We start from the raw sequence: 16,822 nt of genomic DNA, 5'->3' as shown, positions 1-16,822 counted from the left end.
GAGAGGGGAATTTCAACATGAGCCAAGAAGTTATCGAATTTATTGAGAAGGTCAAAGAGCCATGGCAAGCAAGTTTGTGCCACGAGCTGCGCCAAGTAGTGCACAACGCGATCCCCGATGTACAGGAGCGAATGCAGTACAATAAGCCTCATTTTCTGAGGAACAAAAAGTACGCTGCCGTCATCTCGACCTCGAAGGACGCGGTGAGCTTCACGATCTTCAATGCGACAGAGCTGGAGCTGCCCGAAGGGCTTTTCGACGGCCCGCCTGAACGAAAGACGATCAAGTTCCGCAGCGGTCAACAGATTGACAAAAGCATGCTCAATGATCTAGTCAAACAAGCTTCTAGCACACTATAAATCAACTACCGCCCATCGCGCGCAAGACGTTCTTTTCGGGAGAAGTAAATTAAATCGCTTTCAATCTAACATCGACATTGAACAGTTTGTGAACTTGTAAGCTTTCGTTAAAAATCTTTACATTTTCTGTAGGAATGAAGACGTAGCTCAATAGCGTGATCATCGTTCGAGCCCCTGATCGGGGCTTTTTTGTTTAATCGCTTCCATGTCATTTCCTAGCGATTTTTTGATTCCATATGCCTGTGATCTAGGAGGGAGAGAGAGGCTTTTGGACTGATTTTTGGGATTAACAATAACGCCATAATTAACATTTAAAGTCAACTTAAACTTAAATTACAATTGTTGACAAGCTGTTGTTAGCAAAATTATAATTCATTTCATAAATCGGACTTGAACATTGCCAAGGTGGTGACGACGAGAACAACAGCTGGTTCATGAATCATTATTGATCTGACCCCTGCACGAGAGGTGGAATTTATAATAAACGTTTCATAAGCAACGACTGTCTCACGACCATTGATTGTGAACAACATACTCGCACTTTGACAATTTCATAGTGAATAGTTACCACGGCATACAACCTATTCAAACCTTATACGAAGCAAGTATCCTAGCAAAATGAATCCAAGAAGTTCAGGAGGCTATTCACATGAAAGTGGCCAAATTCGGTGGAACGTCGCTGGCTAATGCTGAGCAGCTTCGTAAAGTTTGCCGCCTTATTCAGGCGGACTCGAAGCGGCGGATTATCGTTGTATCTGCTCCTGGCAAGCGTTATAAGGACGATATGAAGGTCACAGATATGCTCATTGCGTACGGTCAGCATCGTGAAGAGGGTCGTAACGGAGAGGAGCTTCTTGGTCTTATTGTTGATCGATATGCAAATATCGCCCGTGACCTCGGTCTCGATCAATCCCAAATCGTGCGGATAACCGATGCGATCGAACAGATTCGCATCCTAGAACCGGATGAAAACTTGCGATGGCGAGATGCACTCAAAGCAGTCGGCGAGGACACGAGTGCCAGACTGTTCGCAGAACTGTTGAACAACAACGGCGTGCAAGCTGCCTATGTGAATCCGATGGATGCCGGTCTGCTCGTCGAGGGAACCTGTGGAGACGCCCGCATTTTGCCGGGAACGATGGACATTCTGGCGAAGCTCAGCAATCGCGAGGAGCGGCTTGTCATTCCAGGTTTCTTCGGCTATACCCCTGAAGGCAGAATCGTTACCTTCTCTAGAGGTGGCTCGGATATCACTGGAGCAATCATTGCAGCAGCCGTTGGCGCTGAAGTCTACGAGAACTTTACCGATGTCGATTCCGTTCTATCCGTCAATCCGTCCATCATTCCAGATGCAGCTCCGATTCGTGAATTAACGTACCGCGAGATGAGGGAGCTGTCCTATGCAGGTTTTACCGTCTACCACGAGGAAGCGCTGCTGCCTGCCTTTCGCGCAGGAATTCCAGTGTGGATTCGGAATACGAACAATCCGGCAGCGGAGGGAACACGAATTGTCGCTGAGCGGCCAAGCTCAGACGGTGTGGTAGCAGGAATCGCAAGTGCCGGTGGGTTCTGCAGCATCTATGTGACCAAATACTTGATGAATCGCGAAATCGGTTTTGGCAGGCGGCTTCTGCAAATTTTGGAGGAAAATCGCATTCCGTACGAGCACACACCAACGGGTATCGACAATATGTCGATCATTGTCCGGGAGTCAGTGTTAGGGGAAGGTACGCTTGAACGGGTCATTCAACGGATTAAACAAGAACTGGACGTTGACGACATCCGTGTTGTCCATCGATTAGCGCTCATCATGGTTGTAGGGGAAGGCATGCTGTCATCGGTTGGCGCTGCTGCCCGCGCTGCACAGTCACTGGCTGAAGCAGGCATCAACATCCAGATGATTAATCAAGGCTGTTCCGAGGTTAGCCTCATGTTCGGCATTCGCGAAGAAGACGAGAAGAGGGCCGTCGCTCACTTGTACGAAGCGTTTTTCCGTGAAGCAAAGGTGGCGATTTCCCGTTGAAAGGGTGGCTCTCAACTCCGCTCGGTCGCACACTGGCCGCTATGGCGGCAACCTTGCTTTGGGGCAGCGCGTTTCCTGTCATTAAGCTAAGCTATAAGCAGCTCCATATCGTGTCCGGCGATATCGGGAGTCAGATCCTATTTGCTGGATACCGGTTTTTCCTCGCAGGTATGCTTATCTTATTGTTTATGCTGTTAATTAGGCAAAATATTTCGTTCCGCAAGGGCAGCGGCAGAGCGCTCTTCCAGATCGCTATCGTTCAAACCGTCCTGCAATACACGTTCTTCTACGTCGGCTTAAGTGAGAGCACCGGCGTTTACGGTTCGATTCTTGCCGGGACAATCTCGTTATTCCAGCTGCTGTTGGCTCGCTGGATGCTGAAAGAAGAACGGATTACATGGCTGAAGGCGCTTGGTCTATGCGTTGGCTTCGCCGGTGTCGCAGTCATCGGCATTCCGCAAGGCGGATATCTCGCCCATACGGTTGGTATCGGCGAGCTGCTGCTGCTTCTAGCAAACTTCTTTAACGCAGGTGGCAACATCATGTCCAAGGGAGCAGCAGCTAAGCTGCCGGTCACTTATATTAACGGCTATCAGATGCTAGCAGGCGGGGGAATACTTATCCTCGTCGGTACGATAAGGGGCGGCTTGTTTCCGTTCGCCTTCACCTATGAATCCTTCTTTCTGCTGCTCTATCTAGCGTTCGTCAGCGCCTCGGCGTTTATGCTGTGGAACGTCATCATGAAATACAACCCCGTCGGCGTTGTTTCCGTCTACTTATTTCTCATTCCTGTATTTGGCGTCATACTCTCCGCTATTGTTCTTCAAGAGACGCTTCATCTCACCGCATTGCTCGCGCTTCTTCTGATTGTCGCTGGCATTACGATCGTTAACACCAAGTGGCAGAAGGGGAAGCGTATCCTATCGAATCATACGGTTAAGGTGCGTTCTGAAGGATGAATGTATATACGTTTAAGCGAACTTGGCACGAATGTTAACCGAATATTCCGAATTTACAAACTATTAATTGCAAGTCGTATTGCCTTGCCTGCTCAGCAGCTTATTAATCCTATTAACTTCGCACCAATTCGATGACAAAGGGTGACTTTATGAACACACTCGTCTATCTGTCGGATTATCCTCATTGCTTCGAGCCTCTTCTGAACTATCGCGACATACACAAGGTTCTTATCGTCGAAGAGGGAACGACGACGGAACAGCAGCACTTGTACTTTGACGAAATTCACACCGTCAGCAGCATGCTTCGTCTGGATGAATTCGAAGCGATCTTCACGAATCTCGCATCACTGGGCACAATCCAAGCGATCATCGTACCTGACGAAGATTACGTTGCCATCGGCGGTTATTTACGTTCCAAGTTCAACATTCCCGGCCTTAACGAGCAGCAGACGCGCAATGTCCGCGATAAGTTCGTGATGAAAGAGCTTGTTCGTGCCGCTGGCATCAATGGCTGCTATTCGGTCTCGATCCAGGATCCAGACGAACTGCCTGAGCATATCGTCCATATCGGTTATCCGGTTATCGTCAAGCCAGTGGACGGAGCCGGAACGGCACATACGTACAGGCTTAATTCACAAGCCGACTTGGACAATTACTTGCAATCCTACCGAAAGCAGTGGCGGCAAATCGTCGTAGAGCCATTCATCGAGGGCAAGGAATTCCATTGCGATTCGATTATTGTCGACGGCGAGGTCGTGTTCTCCTCCGTTGGCGAGTACTTGTTCAACTGCCTTGATGTCGTGAATAAGAAGGGACCGCTCGGCATGATCATCTATCCTGCGTCAGCCGATTCGATCCCACATATTCGAGCGATCAAGGAAATGAATACGCAGGTCGTCAAGACACTTGGCATAACCAAATCGGTCTGCCACTCCGAAATGTTCTTACAGCCAAGCGGGAAGCTCTATTTCGGTGAAATCGGTGCGCGCGTCGGGGGCGGCCAGATCATTCCCCCGTGTGTAAGGAACAGCTATGGCTTCGACCTGCTGCAGACGCTCGTCGATCTAGAGATGGGGCAGTGGAAGCTGGAGCTTCAAGAGAAGCCTGGTGTTTACACGGGTGTCATCTGCTTCCCTTCCCGACAAGGAATTGTGCGAAACATATCGAAGCCAGACGATTTCCGCGATTTCCCGGGAATAATTCAAGCTCGTATTTTCAACAAGCCGGGGGATCAGCTGAATGACATGACCAACACGATGACGCGGACTGGACTGGCTGTAGCAGAAGGGGATTGTCTTGAACAGGTAAGAGAACGTCTGATGAATGTGTATTCCGCGTTCGTGCTTGAGGTTGAGCATGAAACGCTTATCAACCTATAAAGATCGATATTGGAGGAGAAATCATGACGAAATCGCAATTGTCCTACGAAATGAATGAAATGAAAGACTGGGATTTGCAGCACTTATGGCACCCCTACACTCAGATGGGAACGTATGCGGACGAGCAGATGATGGTAACAAGCGCTAACGGCTGCTATGTGACAGACGCTGAGGGCAATCCATACATGGACGGCATCTCAGGGCTGTGGAATGTGAATGCCGGTCATGGCCGTCAGGAAATTATCGACAGCATCTATGAGCAGTTAAAAGCACTCGATTTCTTCCCGCTCAACGGCTATACGTATCCATCTGCTGCTGTTCTGTCGAAGAAGCTGATCGACCTTGCGCCAGACAACCTGAACCGTGTGTTCTATTGCAATGGCGGCTCTGAGGCGAATGAAACGGCGATCAAGATGGTTCGAGCTTACTGGAAGCTCAAAGGCCAAGCAGAGAAGTATAAAATCGTTTCACTCAACAGCGCATGGCATGGCGGCACGCTCGGCGCACTGAGCGCAAGCCATATTGCCAGCGAGAAGCGTTATTTCGAGCCGATGCCAGCCGGCTTCATCCACATGATGCGGCCAGACTGTTACCGTAAGCCGGAATATATGACGGAGGAAGAATACGGACTGTATTGCGCGAACCTGCTAGAAGAGATTATCGAGCACGAAGACGGCGATACGATCGCTGCTTTTCTGGCAGAGCCGATTCAAGGCGTAGGCGGCGTCAAAATTCCTCCGGCGAACTACTGGCCGCGCATTCGGGAAATTTGCGATAAACATAACATTTTGCTCATTATCGACGAGGTTGCGACGGGCTTCGGTCGGACGGGAACGCCGTTCGCGATTACGCAGTGGGGCGTTCAGCCAGATCTCCTTGTGTGTGCAAAAGGGATCTCCAGCGGCTATCTGCCACTGTCGGCTGTACTTACAACGGAAGAGATTCATCTGCCGTTCACGCAAGAGGGCAAGTACTTCCAGCATGGCTATACGACGGGCGGACACCCGGCGGCGTGCGCCGCTGCCGTTGCCAATATCGACCTGATGGAGCGCGAAGGGCTGCTCACGCAATCGGAAGAGAAACGCAATTACATGCTGAATGCGTTCAAGTCGCTGCTTGATCTCGACCTCGTCGGTGACGTTCGCGGACGCGGCTTCATGGTATGCGTCGAGCTGGTGAATGACAAAACGACGAAGGAGCCGTATGCGCATGCCAAAGCATTGTGTCGCGAGCTGCGCAATGCGGGCATCATCGTCCGACCGATCGGCAACTCGATTCCGTTCTTCCCGCCGCTCATCATTACGGAGGAGCAAATCGATGATGCGGTGAGCAAATACCGCCGTGTTCTGTCGGAAGCGCGTATTCCAGCCGGTGCAACAGTTTAACTAAACGGCCTGATTGGAGTGGAAGCATTGAACCTGACGGCAACGATTATTGTGAATTCGGCATCGCCTAATTACAACGATTATTCCGGCTTTACCCAGCCATATTTGAAGCAATCAGGCGTGCCGCTGAGAACGGTGGATCGGAGCGCACAACGTTTGCGCGAGCAAGATCTAGATACGCCGCTTATTGTTCTCGCACATCGCAATCTAACAGCAGACGGCCAATCGGCATGGTCGGAAGAGGAAGGGCGCCTGCTTCGGCAGGCGCAAGCTGATGGTGTCGGCGTCGTATCGTTCGATGATTGTGATAGTCCGATCGCGCCGTTGTTCCAGATCCATTCACCGGAGCCTGCACCGAGGACGACGCTTCGGTTCACTAATAAGCCGCACTATATAACGCTTAATCATGCGTTAGGTGAACCGTTGAACCTTCAGAACGAGGTTCTTCCGGAAGCAGCCCTGCAAGTTGCGGGGCTTGAAGCGATAGCCGGAGCCGAAGCGCTGCTGTATGCCGATGATATTCCTTATTTGTTCGTCAAATCAGAAGGTTCCGCTCGCAGCGTGCAATGGGCAGGCATGGAGTGGATGCAGCCTCATGTAAGGGGTCCTGTATGGGGGCTTGATGATCTATTCTACCGTTCGCTCATCTGGGCGGCGCGCAAGCCTTTTGTTGTCCGATCGATGCCTCGATTCTTCACGTTACGGGTCGATGATTGTGTTGGTGACCACGGATGTTATCAGAATCAGGTATTCGAGTGGGTTGATATTGCGAATCGCTACGGCATCAAGCCTTGGCTGGGCTTCTTCCACGAAACGATCTCCGAACCGGCAGTCATTCGGATGGTTGAGCTCGTCGCGGAAGGGAACGCGACTGCACAATTTCATGGCGTTAACCTTTTTGGCACGTACTACGCAAATGGCGATTCGTCTGAGGAAGGCATCGGGCAGACAATCGAGCAATGGTTCGAACGGCATGGCGGATCATTTCCGTTGTCGAGCTACTTTATTCCGCATGCCTATGACTTGTCTGCGGAAGCGCTCCGAATTCTGCCAGAGCTAGGTGTCAAATTCGTAGGCATGCCTTATCCGGCCAATACAGGCGGAGGGGCGAAGAACCGATTCAATCCTTGGCTGCAAGCCGGTCCATTCCGCACCGGTCTGGAAGGAGTCGATGGGACGCCTTGGACGGGTTCGACCTATGCGAGACCACTTTATTACGCGGATTGGTATGAGACTTCTGTAGAAGGTGCTCCCGAATTGTTCAACGTGGTGTCCGAAGTTCGGGATGTGAACGGCTATGAATGGTTCAACTACGTCGCCGACAGCTCGCAGTACAGCGACGTCGCCGGGGCGATCCGCAGAGGAACGCTCATTCTTAGACGCTGCCACGACAGCCTTGTGCTGGGCAATTTGTTTACGCACGAGGACTCGTGGCGAGGCAAGTTTATTGCCAACATCGCTCCAGAGCATTGGGAGCAAATGATTGCGGGGATCGTCTCCAACATGGCGAGTGAACCGGTACGTTATACGACGATGGATGAAGCAGCAGAGTACGTCCTCGCGCTGCATCAATCCGCAATCGGAAAGGTGGAGTTGACAGGGGGCGTGCTGGATCTGCAGCTTGAAGGAACGTCAAGCTGTTCCACCGAGCTTACCGTATATGAAGAAAGCCTTGGGGTCATCCGATCCAGCACCTATTCGATTGATCCATTCGTAACCGACATCACCATGTCGTTCAAGCTGGAAGGAGCAAATGACATGCAAGGCTGGGAGGAAACGCTCTATACCGGCCAGTTCCCAATATGCACAGGACAAGCGGATCATCCGATGTCACTCGGTACACGGTTTATCGCTCTTGCTGCAGGGGCGATTGTTAAGGCTCGACTGTACGTTCCCGAAGGAGATGAAGGTCTGCACCTCGTTCGCGTATGGGGCGTGAGGGAAGGCCGAGACCTGATTCCACCGGTAGAGTGGGTCATCCCGATCGGCATGACGGGCTGGCAGGAGCTAGATCTGACCGCTCCCGTACATTTAACCGTAGGTCAAGAAGTGATCGTCGCCATTACGACGAGGCTTGATGGCGAAGGTCCTTATCGATATGCCGAGACACCGGAGGGCTTCAGCATTCCCATTGTAGGTGATGCGTTACTAGCATCTGCTGGGGCAGGACTTTACGCCGTGGACTCGAACGAGCTGCCAGCGCTGGTGCGGGAGAATGGTTCGTATTTTCGCGATATCGTCTTCCAGGTCGGGAATGACCAGCAATTAATCGCATTAAAGAATGATAGAAAGGAGTTGGCCATGCCAGGATGGATACCTTCGACCTGACCTGTATGAAGGAACCGGAAGCGGTTTTTCTGATTGAAGCTTATACGGATCGTGCCGTCACGTACGGCGATCTGCGGCTGATGGTCAATGGCCTCGCCAACCGCCTTCATGAGCAAGGCATTCGGAACGGCGACCGCGTCGTGCTCATGTTCGACAATCAGCTGGAGTTCATCATCTCGCATTTCGCCCTGCTGCGATTAGGCGCCATTGCCGTACCGATGGCTCCCGATGTGAGTGAAGAGATGTTCCAGCATGTTCTTCAGCAAGGCGAGCCTCGATGCTTGTTGGGCAAGGATGGATTGAAGCTGCCGGGTGCAATAATCACTGATGCGATAGTCGATGCGGATTCACAATTCATCACATTAACGATCACGGAGCTGCAGCTTCGCGAGGAAATGACTGAAGAAACGATGTTCGAGCCGGCCTCATTGGACTCAGAAGATCCGATTGCAATACTTTACACATCAGGAACAACCGGCCGATCCAAAGGTGTAATCATGAAGTACGGTGCGGTGCGGGCAGATTTCGAGGATTTCGGACAAGACCTCGGTTTTGACCGATCCACGCGCATCATCCAAGTGATGCCAGTTCATCATGCAGACGGCTGGTGCTATAGCTTCCTGCTGCCATTCCGATTCGGCAGCTCGGTGCTGCTGACGCCAACATTCCAAGCATCGGTCGCCGCAAGCTTCGATCGGCTCGTCGGCGAATATGGCGGCAATGTGTTGATCGCTGTCCCATCGATGCTGAAATCGCTGCTTGCTTTCAAGCCAAGGTATCTGGGGCCGGTTGAAGGAAAGCTGCGCTATGTGCTTTGTGGATCAGCCAAGCTCCACCTTGATCTGGTCGAAAGCTTCGAGACTCAGTTCGACACGCGCATTCTGGACAACTACGGCAGTACTGAAGCACTGCTGATCGCCTATTATACGCCGGAGATGCCGTATCGTAAGGGCTCAGTTGGGATGAAGGCGCCTAGATGCGAGATTCGGATTACAGAGGAAGGCGAAATCGCCGTTCGGAGTCCTTATCTGTTCGGCGGTTACTATAAGCTGCCCGAAGTGACAGCCGAGGTGCTGAAGGACGGCTGGTATTACACAGGCGACGAAGGCTTTCTCGACGAGGACGGCTTCTTGCACTTAGCTGGACGCAGAACGCAGGATGTCATCAATAAAGCCGGCAAAAAGATTTCCGCAAATGCGATCGACGAGGTGCTGCTTGCATGCCCTGGAGTGGCGGATGCGGCAACACTCGGGCTGTCAGATGCAATCTATGGCGAGGAAATCTACAGCTTCGTTGCTGCATCAGAGATCGGTAAGTTAGATGAGGCTGAATTGATGGAATACGCCCGAAAGAGCTTGCCGCGCGAGCAATGGCCGAAGCAGATCATCATCGTCGATTCGATTCCGAGAACGGCGATCGGCAAGGTGATTCGCTCCGCGCTGATGGACGATTTGAAGCAACCGACAGGAGGCGTTTAGATGGAGCGTATTGACCAAGGCGTACGAGACATTTTGCTCAAAATTACAGGTGTAAATCCGGTGGAGTCGCACAGTTTGCTGAAGGATGACCTCGGCATTGATTCGTTTCAGTTCGTTCAGCTCGTCGTGGAGCTGGAGAATACGTTCAAGATTCGGATCGATGATGCGCATCTCAATATGAATAGGTACACCGATGTGGCGAGTCTGTCAGCCTATCTATCAGAAATCGCGAAGAATGCGGAGGGAATCGCATGATCAACACATTGACCATCCGACAAGCGGGTTATCAAGACGCAGCAGTGCTGGAAGTACTGCTAGAAGAGCTAGGCGGACATCCGATCTCAACGGACGAAGTGCACAATCGTCTAGCGCTCGTGGAACGCAGCGATATCGACTCCATCTACCTATGCTGTGAAGGCGAGGATGTACTGGGCCTGCTGTCCTTCCGTATCCGTCATAACATGGAAGAGGTCAGCAAATTCGGGGAGATTTCGGGTATCGTCGTTCGTCCCGAGGCACGTCGCAAAGGCGTTGGCAAGGCATTAATGGCATTCGCTGAGGAGCTTGCAGAGCGAGAAGGCTGTATCGGAACATGGCTGGTCAGCGGCTTCGGACGCGAAGAGGAAGCGCACCATTTTTACAAGGAGCTCGGTTATCAAATCACAGGCTACCGCTTCGTGAAACGTACCGAGGCCGGTGAATGATCGACTACGTGAAATCCATTGCGGGACTGCCTTTCCCTGTAAAATGGTTCCTCATCACCGAGCTGCTGTTCGGCTTCGGGATGGGGGTATGGAACCTCAATCTTAACTTTCACCTGAAGGCGATTGGCATTACGAACTTTGCAATCGGCAACATTATCGCCGCCGGCTCGGTGGCGACAGCGATCATCTCTATATGGGCCGGTCGGCTGTGCGATCGTTTCGGCTATCACCGAAGCATGGTATTCGGCTGCTTGGCACAAGGCGTTGGCATGGCTGTCATTGCAGCCGCCGGTGATTCGATCATGCTTGTTGCGGGTCAGCTCGTGTTCAGCGCCGGAAGTGCTTTTATCTTATCCTCGGAATTTCCGTTCATCGTCAGCCTTGTGGAGGAGAAGTACAAGCAGCTTGTATTCAACATGCTTATCGTCAGCTACCAAGCAGCTATGTTCGCAGGCAATCTGTCAGGCAGCGTGCTGACGGAGCTAGAGGATGGAGCGGCGAATCCGTATCGGCTCTCTATATGGATAAGCGGCGTTGCGATTATGTTGATCGGTGTCGGACGCGTATTGCTCCCGCGCAAACGTTTGGCAGTGCAGGATGACAGTGAAGGTGGGCATTCGGCCCCACGCATGAGATTGGATGCCAAGCTAAGCTGGTTCTTGCTTTATATTGTGCTTGCTTCATTGTCGGTTGGCTTATTCTCATCGATGATTACATTGATCTGCCGAGACTACTTCGGACTTAATGAACAATCGGTTGGTGTCGTTGTATCACTATCAACGGTTGGCTCCTGCATTGCAGCATTCCTAGCGCCGATGCTGCTCGCACGATGGGGGAATGAGCGGACTGCCGCCCGTATCCTTGCCATCAACATCGCTTTGCTGCTGCTAATGCCTGTTGCCTGGGTGTATTTGTTCATCTCACTATGGATTTCACGATCGAGTCTTATGGCCATGCTCCCCGGTGCGATCTACAGCCCGATGCTTATGACGTTCCCGGAGTCGCAGCGCGGTTCGTTCTCAGGGATCGAAATATTCGCGATCAGCCTAGGAACAGGCGTTGGTGCAAGCGTCTCCGGTTATATTCTCACCTATGCCTCGCTGTCGACGCTGTTCATGATCGGTGCGGCAGTCATGTCGATTCAACTGGCTGTCTACACACTGCGCTGCCGGCGCTATCTGGCTCCTGACACTACGAAAGGGGGTGAAGCAGCCGTTATTCAACCTGCAGAAGGGATGTGAATTCGAATACGTATGCTGGACACGATCACAGTGAAGAACGACGAAATGCTGGATTGTCACGAGAATTTAATTGCCTCGTATGCTTCATCCGTCGGTTGCGATTACGAAATGATGTTTATCCGCGCTTGGGACTTCCGATTCGGTCCGGCTGAACAGAGCACCACGCAGTTGATCGGGCCGCGCTTAAGTGCCCAGCGAACGCCAGATTACGAGTGGCTGCGACAATTTCACGGAATATCACTTGAGATGAATGACAGACTGTCGAGCGATCAGGTTTACCGGCATGTTCAAGAGGAGCTTCTTCAGAATAACCCTGTCGCGGTCGGGATGGATGCCTACTGGTGTCCTTGGTACAAGGCGCCTTATCAGAAAATGCATTTTATGCATTACACGTTCGTCACTCGAACCGACAAGGATAACGGTGATTTGTACGGGATCAACATTATTGAAGGAAGCCAGCCGGCACGACTGCCTTTTACGCATTTCGAGCAGGGCTGCCTTGAGCTTACGCTGTTCCGAAGAGTCGCGGCAACGCAGATCAGCTTGGATTGGGAGAAGCTTCTGAAGCAAGCAGCGGAAAAACTGCTTCATAACGGCCGCTCTCTCGGAACGTTCGATGAAATGCGTCAATTCGCAGCTTCGTTGGTGGCTGTGGACATTAAAGCGGAGGTGGAAGGCTATACGGCACTGCCGCTGATCGCGCCACTCTTTTATGAAACGCGCGAGACGTTCCGCGGCAGGCGGCAGTTTGCGATGGCGCTTGATTGGATGAATCGTCGTGCCCATACAGCCGTACTGGCGGATGCATCCGCAGCGCTGCAGGATTTGTCTTCCCGTTGGCGCACGGTATTCGACCTGCTTATGAAGGCGTATTTCAGCCCAGAACCAGCAGAAGTTATGGCATATATTTCGACGATCGTGAACGGGCTTGCCGACGACGAAGAGAAGCTTGCCGAGTCTATCCTATCTGTTTGATTCCGGGAGGGAATAGAGATGAAAACCATACTGTTCGACTTTGACGGCGTCATTATCGATTCGGAGTACGTGATCCGTGCAGCATTCACGCTTAGTTATCGGGAGTTCATCGGCAGTGGAGAACCGCCAGTGGATGAATATTTGCGGAACATGGGGGACTCTTTCCCGAACATTATGCGCAAAATGAACCTTCCGATCGAAATGCACGAACACTTCTGCAGCTACAGCAGACGATTGATTAACCTGGTACCGCTGCATGCCCATGTACGCGAGGTGCTGGACTATTTTCAATCGCGAGGCTTTAAGATGGGCATCGTTACGGGAAAGGATCGGATGCGGACGCTCGAAATGCTGGAACGTCATGAAATCGGTCACTACTTCGGCACGGTTGTTGCAGGTGATGACGTATCGAATCCGAAACCTCACGCTGAACCGATCCTCAAAGCGCTTGCAGAGCTCGGCGCTAAGCCCGATGACGCGATTATGCTCGGCGATGCCGACAACGATATTATGGCAGCGCGCAATGCGAAGGTAAGAAGCTGCGCTGCACTATGGGGCGTCTCTTCCGAAGAAGAGCTGCGATCCGTGAATCCGGATTATATGGTGCATGATATGCTTTCGTTCCAACAACTCATGATGAACCAATTACAGCCGGTGACCGCTTCGCGTGACTAACCGGTGAATAGATGCGGCAGGTGAATGGATTGACCGCGAAACGAGAAGGCGAGTATTTATCGTTTACGATGCGCAGTATGGTGAACGCGTCGCTGCAGCAGGGTAAGGACGTCATCGATTTCACGATCGGCAATCCGGATCTGCCTATGCCTTCGGCCATGCTGGAGACACTCGTGAATGAAATCAACCATCCAGATAATCATCGATACCCCGAAGGGGAGTCTCGAGGCATTCGAGCCTTCCGTGAAGCAGCTGCGGTGATGTACGATCGTCGCTACGGTGTACGACTTGACCCTGATCGGGAACTGATTGGACTTATCGGGTCGAAGGAAGGAGCGCGGTACTTAAGTCTTGCGCTCCTGAAGCCTGGCGACGTCGTTATTTTGTGTAATCCGGGTTATCCGACGTATGAGCCATGCGCGGAGTTGACCGGTGCGGACATCTATTTCACTCCACTGCTCGAAGGGAATGGGTATTTGCCGGATCTCGGCCAAATTCCAGAAGAGGTTTTTCATAGAACCAAGCTCATGATCGTCAATTACCCGAACAACCCCATTGGCGCGGCAGCCGACGTTCCATTTTACACGCGGCTGATCGAGCTCGCGAAGCGATATGAATTTATCGTCTGCAACGACAATGCGTACGGCGAACTGTATTACGAGGACCCGCCAGCAAGCATTTTATCGGTTCCAGGCGCACTCGAATGCGCCGTCGAGCTGACAAGTCTCTCAAAGACGTACAATATTTGCGGTTGGAGGATCGGAATGATCGCTGGACATGCGGATACGGTCGCCAAGGTACTCGATCTGAAGCAGTATACCGATGCAGGCATGTTCACGCCATTCCAAAAGGCGGCTGCAGCCGCGATGCTGCAAGAAGACGGCTATCTCGATTGGCTGAGAAGCGTATATCGCGCTCGTCGAGATCTGCTAGTCGAGGGCTTGCGTGAACTGGGGTTCACCGCAGCTTCACCGCGTGCGGGAATGTTCATTTGGGCGAAGCCTCCATATAAGGGCAGCTCATGGGACATCTCGCGTATGCTGCTGGAGCAGTGCTCCATTGCTTGTAATCCGGGCAGCGGTTATGGCTCTTATGGAGAAGGATTCCTTCGGTTTTCTCTTTGCGTAACGGAGGAACGGATCAAGGAAGCAATAGCTAGGATGAAACAGATAAAGGATGATGCTCATGTCAAAAGCGATTATATACCGGTCGGGTAAGCTGTATAAGGAAGAGATTGAAGAAGGCGGAAGCCCGAACAGCTTGCGCGTACTGCAAACTGGCGTGTGCGGGTCCGATCGTCACATTTTGGCGCAGCGGCTTGGCGATGGACCATTCGTTATCGGCCATGAAATCGTCGGCATCGTGGACAAGCTGGAGCGTCCCGAGCTGCTGCTCGGCGATTCGGTTCAGCTTGGCGAACGCGTGATCGTGGCACCGGGCATCAACTGCGGCAAGTGCCGCAACTGCATCATGAAGCGCAAATACTGCTCGAACCGTTTCGTCTACGGTTTTACACCGTTCGCGTCACCAGAGCGGAATGGCTCATTCGCCGAGACGATGGAGCTGCGCGCCGGCACGAAGCTGTTCAAAATCCCGGACGCCATGTCGGATGATCGTGCGAGCTTCGCAGAAATTATGGCGTGTGCAGTTGGTGCCATCGAGAAAATCACCGATGCCGCTAATTTGAGTGACCTCGGCAAAGTAGTTGTGCTTGGAGCTGGACCAGCTGGCTTGTGCGTCTACACAGCAGCCAAGTTCTATGGCTTGGATGTTCATCTGTACGACATTAATGAAGAAGCGATGGCATTCGCACGGCGGATCGGTCCGCTTCAAACCGTCAACTCGCTGGAAGGGCTGGAGGGAGTATCGGCCGTTATTGACTGTGCAGGCAGTGCGCGAGCATTCACGCAGGCAGTCGAGCTTGTCGACATTGGCGGTATGGTCATTGAGTTCGGTGCATTCGTGCCCGCTGCGGCACCAGCATCATTCCCGTTCTGGCTGATCTGCCAGAAGGATCTGACGATTCGCGGCATCTCTGAGACGTATGATCGGAACTTCCCAGTAGCGCTGCGCATCCTGCAGGAAAGTCCGCTTGCGCTTGAGCGTCTGTTCACAGAACGAATCCAACTCGACGAGCTGGATCGGATCGTGCAATGTCTCGAGACGCCGACGATCGGCAAAGCTGTCGTTATTTCCAGCTCGCGATAATTCATTAATTACATGAATTAGGCACGTTAATTAAATATGTTAACTAAATAGGATCACTAAAGGAGAGAAATGAAGATGATTAAAGGAAACCAAGTCATTATTCCTACACCATTCAACGAGCAGGGCGAAATCGATGAGCGCAGCTTAATTAACCTGTTGGATCATGTCATGAATCTTGGAACGGAAGGCGTTATTACACTTGGAACGACAGGCGAATTCTATGCGTTGACTAACGCGGAGAAGAAACGGATCATCGATATTGCTTCCGAGCGTCTCAAGGGCCGTGCAAGCTTGACCGTTGGCGCTTCGCATTCCGGTACGGACATCGCTGCAGAACTGGCTGCATATGCGTCGGAGAAAGGTGCGGACGCGGTGCTTGTTACACCGCCGTATTATGGTCAAGTAACGACGGAAGGCATGATCCAGCACTTTGCCACGATCGGCCTGATAGGCAACATCGACTTGATGATCTATGACGGCGGCGGCGGTGTTGAGGTGCCTGTTGGCGTTATCGATCAAGTTCGTCAATTGACAACGCGTATGCGTTACTTGAAGCTAACAACGCCAAAGCCGTCGAAGGTACGCGAGATTCACGAAGCGTTTGGCGGTGAGGTTGGGGTATTGGCTGGTGAAGATCTGCTCATTATGCCGGAGCTGATCGAGGGTGCAATCGGCCTGACGACTGCAGCTGGCAACCTACGCGCGGATGTGCTGACGAACATTTTCCAACTTGTTCAAGAGAAGAGATATCAAGAAGCACAGGTGCTGCATGACCGTCACATCGCGCCACAGGCAATCGTTACCGGTTCGATCCGCAACGAGTTCATTCAATGCTTCAAATTCGCGCTGAAGGAAATGGGCGTTATCGCTTGCGATAAGGTTCGTCTTCCACTCACGCCGCTGAGCGAAGCACGCAAACAGAACCTGAAGCAAATGCTGATCAACCAACAGCTGATCTCCGCTGCTGAAGGATCGCTCGTGTAAGGAAGAGCTGCCCTTATTAGGCCTAGTAGGCTAATAGGGGTAGCTTTTTTCATTGAATTGAATAGCATAATTCGTCTGGTCAATAGTGAGAAGGAGCAAGGAGAGCGTGAAACTTCTTATGATT

Annotated in this window: 15 protein-coding genes; all 15 read left to right on the top strand. The window is 51.9% G+C overall.

What is annotated here, in order from left to right:
* Positions 1-17 precede the first annotated feature (17 nt).
* The 15 genes from DFQ01_RS13130 to DFQ01_RS13060 all read left to right on the top strand — a co-directional run bounded on the left by DFQ01_RS13130 (position 18) and on the right by DFQ01_RS13060 (position 16,698).
* Positions 18-359 (top strand): DUF1801 domain-containing protein, encoded by a 342-nt coding sequence (locus DFQ01_RS13130; protein WP_110044347.1) that lies wholly within the window; start codon positions 18-20, stop codon positions 357-359.
* Positions 360-1,008: 649 nt separating this feature from the next.
* Positions 1,009-2,382: an aspartate kinase gene (locus DFQ01_RS13125; RefSeq protein ID WP_110044346.1), complete on the top strand. Its 1,374-nt coding sequence runs from the start codon at positions 1,009-1,011 to the stop codon at positions 2,380-2,382.
* Positions 2,379-3,341, top strand: coding sequence for a DMT family transporter (locus DFQ01_RS13120; RefSeq protein WP_245946659.1), 963 nt, complete (start codon positions 2,379-2,381; stop codon positions 3,339-3,341). Before DFQ01_RS13125 ends, DFQ01_RS13120 begins: the two co-directional genes overlap by 4 nt.
* 149 nt (positions 3,342-3,490) lie before the next feature.
* Positions 3,491-4,720, top strand: coding sequence for an ATP-grasp domain-containing protein (locus tag DFQ01_RS13115; protein WP_174812679.1), 1,230 nt, complete (start codon positions 3,491-3,493; stop codon positions 4,718-4,720).
* 23 nt (positions 4,721-4,743) lie between these two features.
* Positions 4,744-6,105 (top strand): aminotransferase family protein, encoded by a 1,362-nt coding sequence (locus DFQ01_RS13110; RefSeq protein WP_110044344.1) that lies wholly within the window; start codon positions 4,744-4,746, stop codon positions 6,103-6,105.
* A 27-nt stretch (positions 6,106-6,132) separates the two neighbouring features.
* Entirely contained in the window at positions 6,133-8,433 is a 2,301-nt protein-coding gene (locus DFQ01_RS13105) for a DUF4082 domain-containing protein (RefSeq protein WP_110044343.1), read from the top strand.
* Complete coding sequence (locus tag DFQ01_RS13100) at positions 8,415-9,911, top strand: class I adenylate-forming enzyme family protein (RefSeq protein ID WP_110044342.1); 1,497 nt, start codon at positions 8,415-8,417, stop codon at positions 9,909-9,911. Before DFQ01_RS13105 ends, DFQ01_RS13100 begins: the two co-directional genes overlap by 19 nt.
* A complete protein-coding gene (locus DFQ01_RS13095) occupies positions 9,912-10,166 on the top strand; it encodes an acyl carrier protein (RefSeq protein WP_110044341.1) in 255 nt (84 codons plus the stop codon).
* Positions 10,163-10,615: a GNAT family N-acetyltransferase gene (locus DFQ01_RS13090; RefSeq protein WP_110044340.1), complete on the top strand. Its 453-nt coding sequence runs from the start codon at positions 10,163-10,165 to the stop codon at positions 10,613-10,615. The genes DFQ01_RS13095 and DFQ01_RS13090 overlap by 4 nt, the downstream gene beginning before the upstream one ends.
* The gene (locus tag DFQ01_RS13085) at positions 10,612-11,856 is read left to right on the top strand and encodes an MFS transporter (protein WP_110044339.1); all 1,245 of its coding nucleotides are present in this window, start codon (positions 10,612-10,614) and stop codon (positions 11,854-11,856) included. The genes DFQ01_RS13090 and DFQ01_RS13085 overlap by 4 nt, the downstream gene beginning before the upstream one ends.
* A gap of 12 nt (positions 11,857-11,868) precedes the next feature.
* On the top strand, positions 11,869-12,831 hold the full coding sequence (locus DFQ01_RS13080) for a cysteine peptidase family C39 domain-containing protein (protein ID WP_110044338.1): 963 nt from the start codon (positions 11,869-11,871) through the stop codon (positions 12,829-12,831).
* 18 nt (positions 12,832-12,849) lie between these two features.
* The gene (locus DFQ01_RS13075; protein ID WP_110044337.1) at positions 12,850-13,506 is read left to right on the top strand and encodes an HAD family hydrolase; all 657 of its coding nucleotides are present in this window, start codon (positions 12,850-12,852) and stop codon (positions 13,504-13,506) included.
* Between the two features lie 29 nt (positions 13,507-13,535).
* Complete coding sequence (locus tag DFQ01_RS13070; protein ID WP_174812678.1) at positions 13,536-14,723, top strand: aminotransferase class I/II-fold pyridoxal phosphate-dependent enzyme; 1,188 nt, start codon at positions 13,536-13,538, stop codon at positions 14,721-14,723.
* The gene (locus tag DFQ01_RS13065) at positions 14,692-15,714 is read left to right on the top strand and encodes a zinc-dependent alcohol dehydrogenase (protein ID WP_174812677.1); all 1,023 of its coding nucleotides are present in this window, start codon (positions 14,692-14,694) and stop codon (positions 15,712-15,714) included. Before DFQ01_RS13070 ends, DFQ01_RS13065 begins: the two co-directional genes overlap by 32 nt.
* Positions 15,715-15,789: 75 nt before the next feature.
* Complete coding sequence (locus tag DFQ01_RS13060) at positions 15,790-16,698, top strand: dihydrodipicolinate synthase family protein (protein WP_174812676.1); 909 nt, start codon at positions 15,790-15,792, stop codon at positions 16,696-16,698.
* Positions 16,699-16,822 lie beyond the last annotated feature (124 nt).

The organism is Paenibacillus cellulosilyticus (assembly GCF_003182255.1).
Classification (GTDB): domain Bacteria; phylum Bacillota; class Bacilli; order Paenibacillales; family Paenibacillaceae; genus Paenibacillus_T; species Paenibacillus_T cellulosilyticus.
Note: the sequence above shows the minus strand (reverse complement) of the source record. Positions and strands in the feature narration are given on the sequence as shown.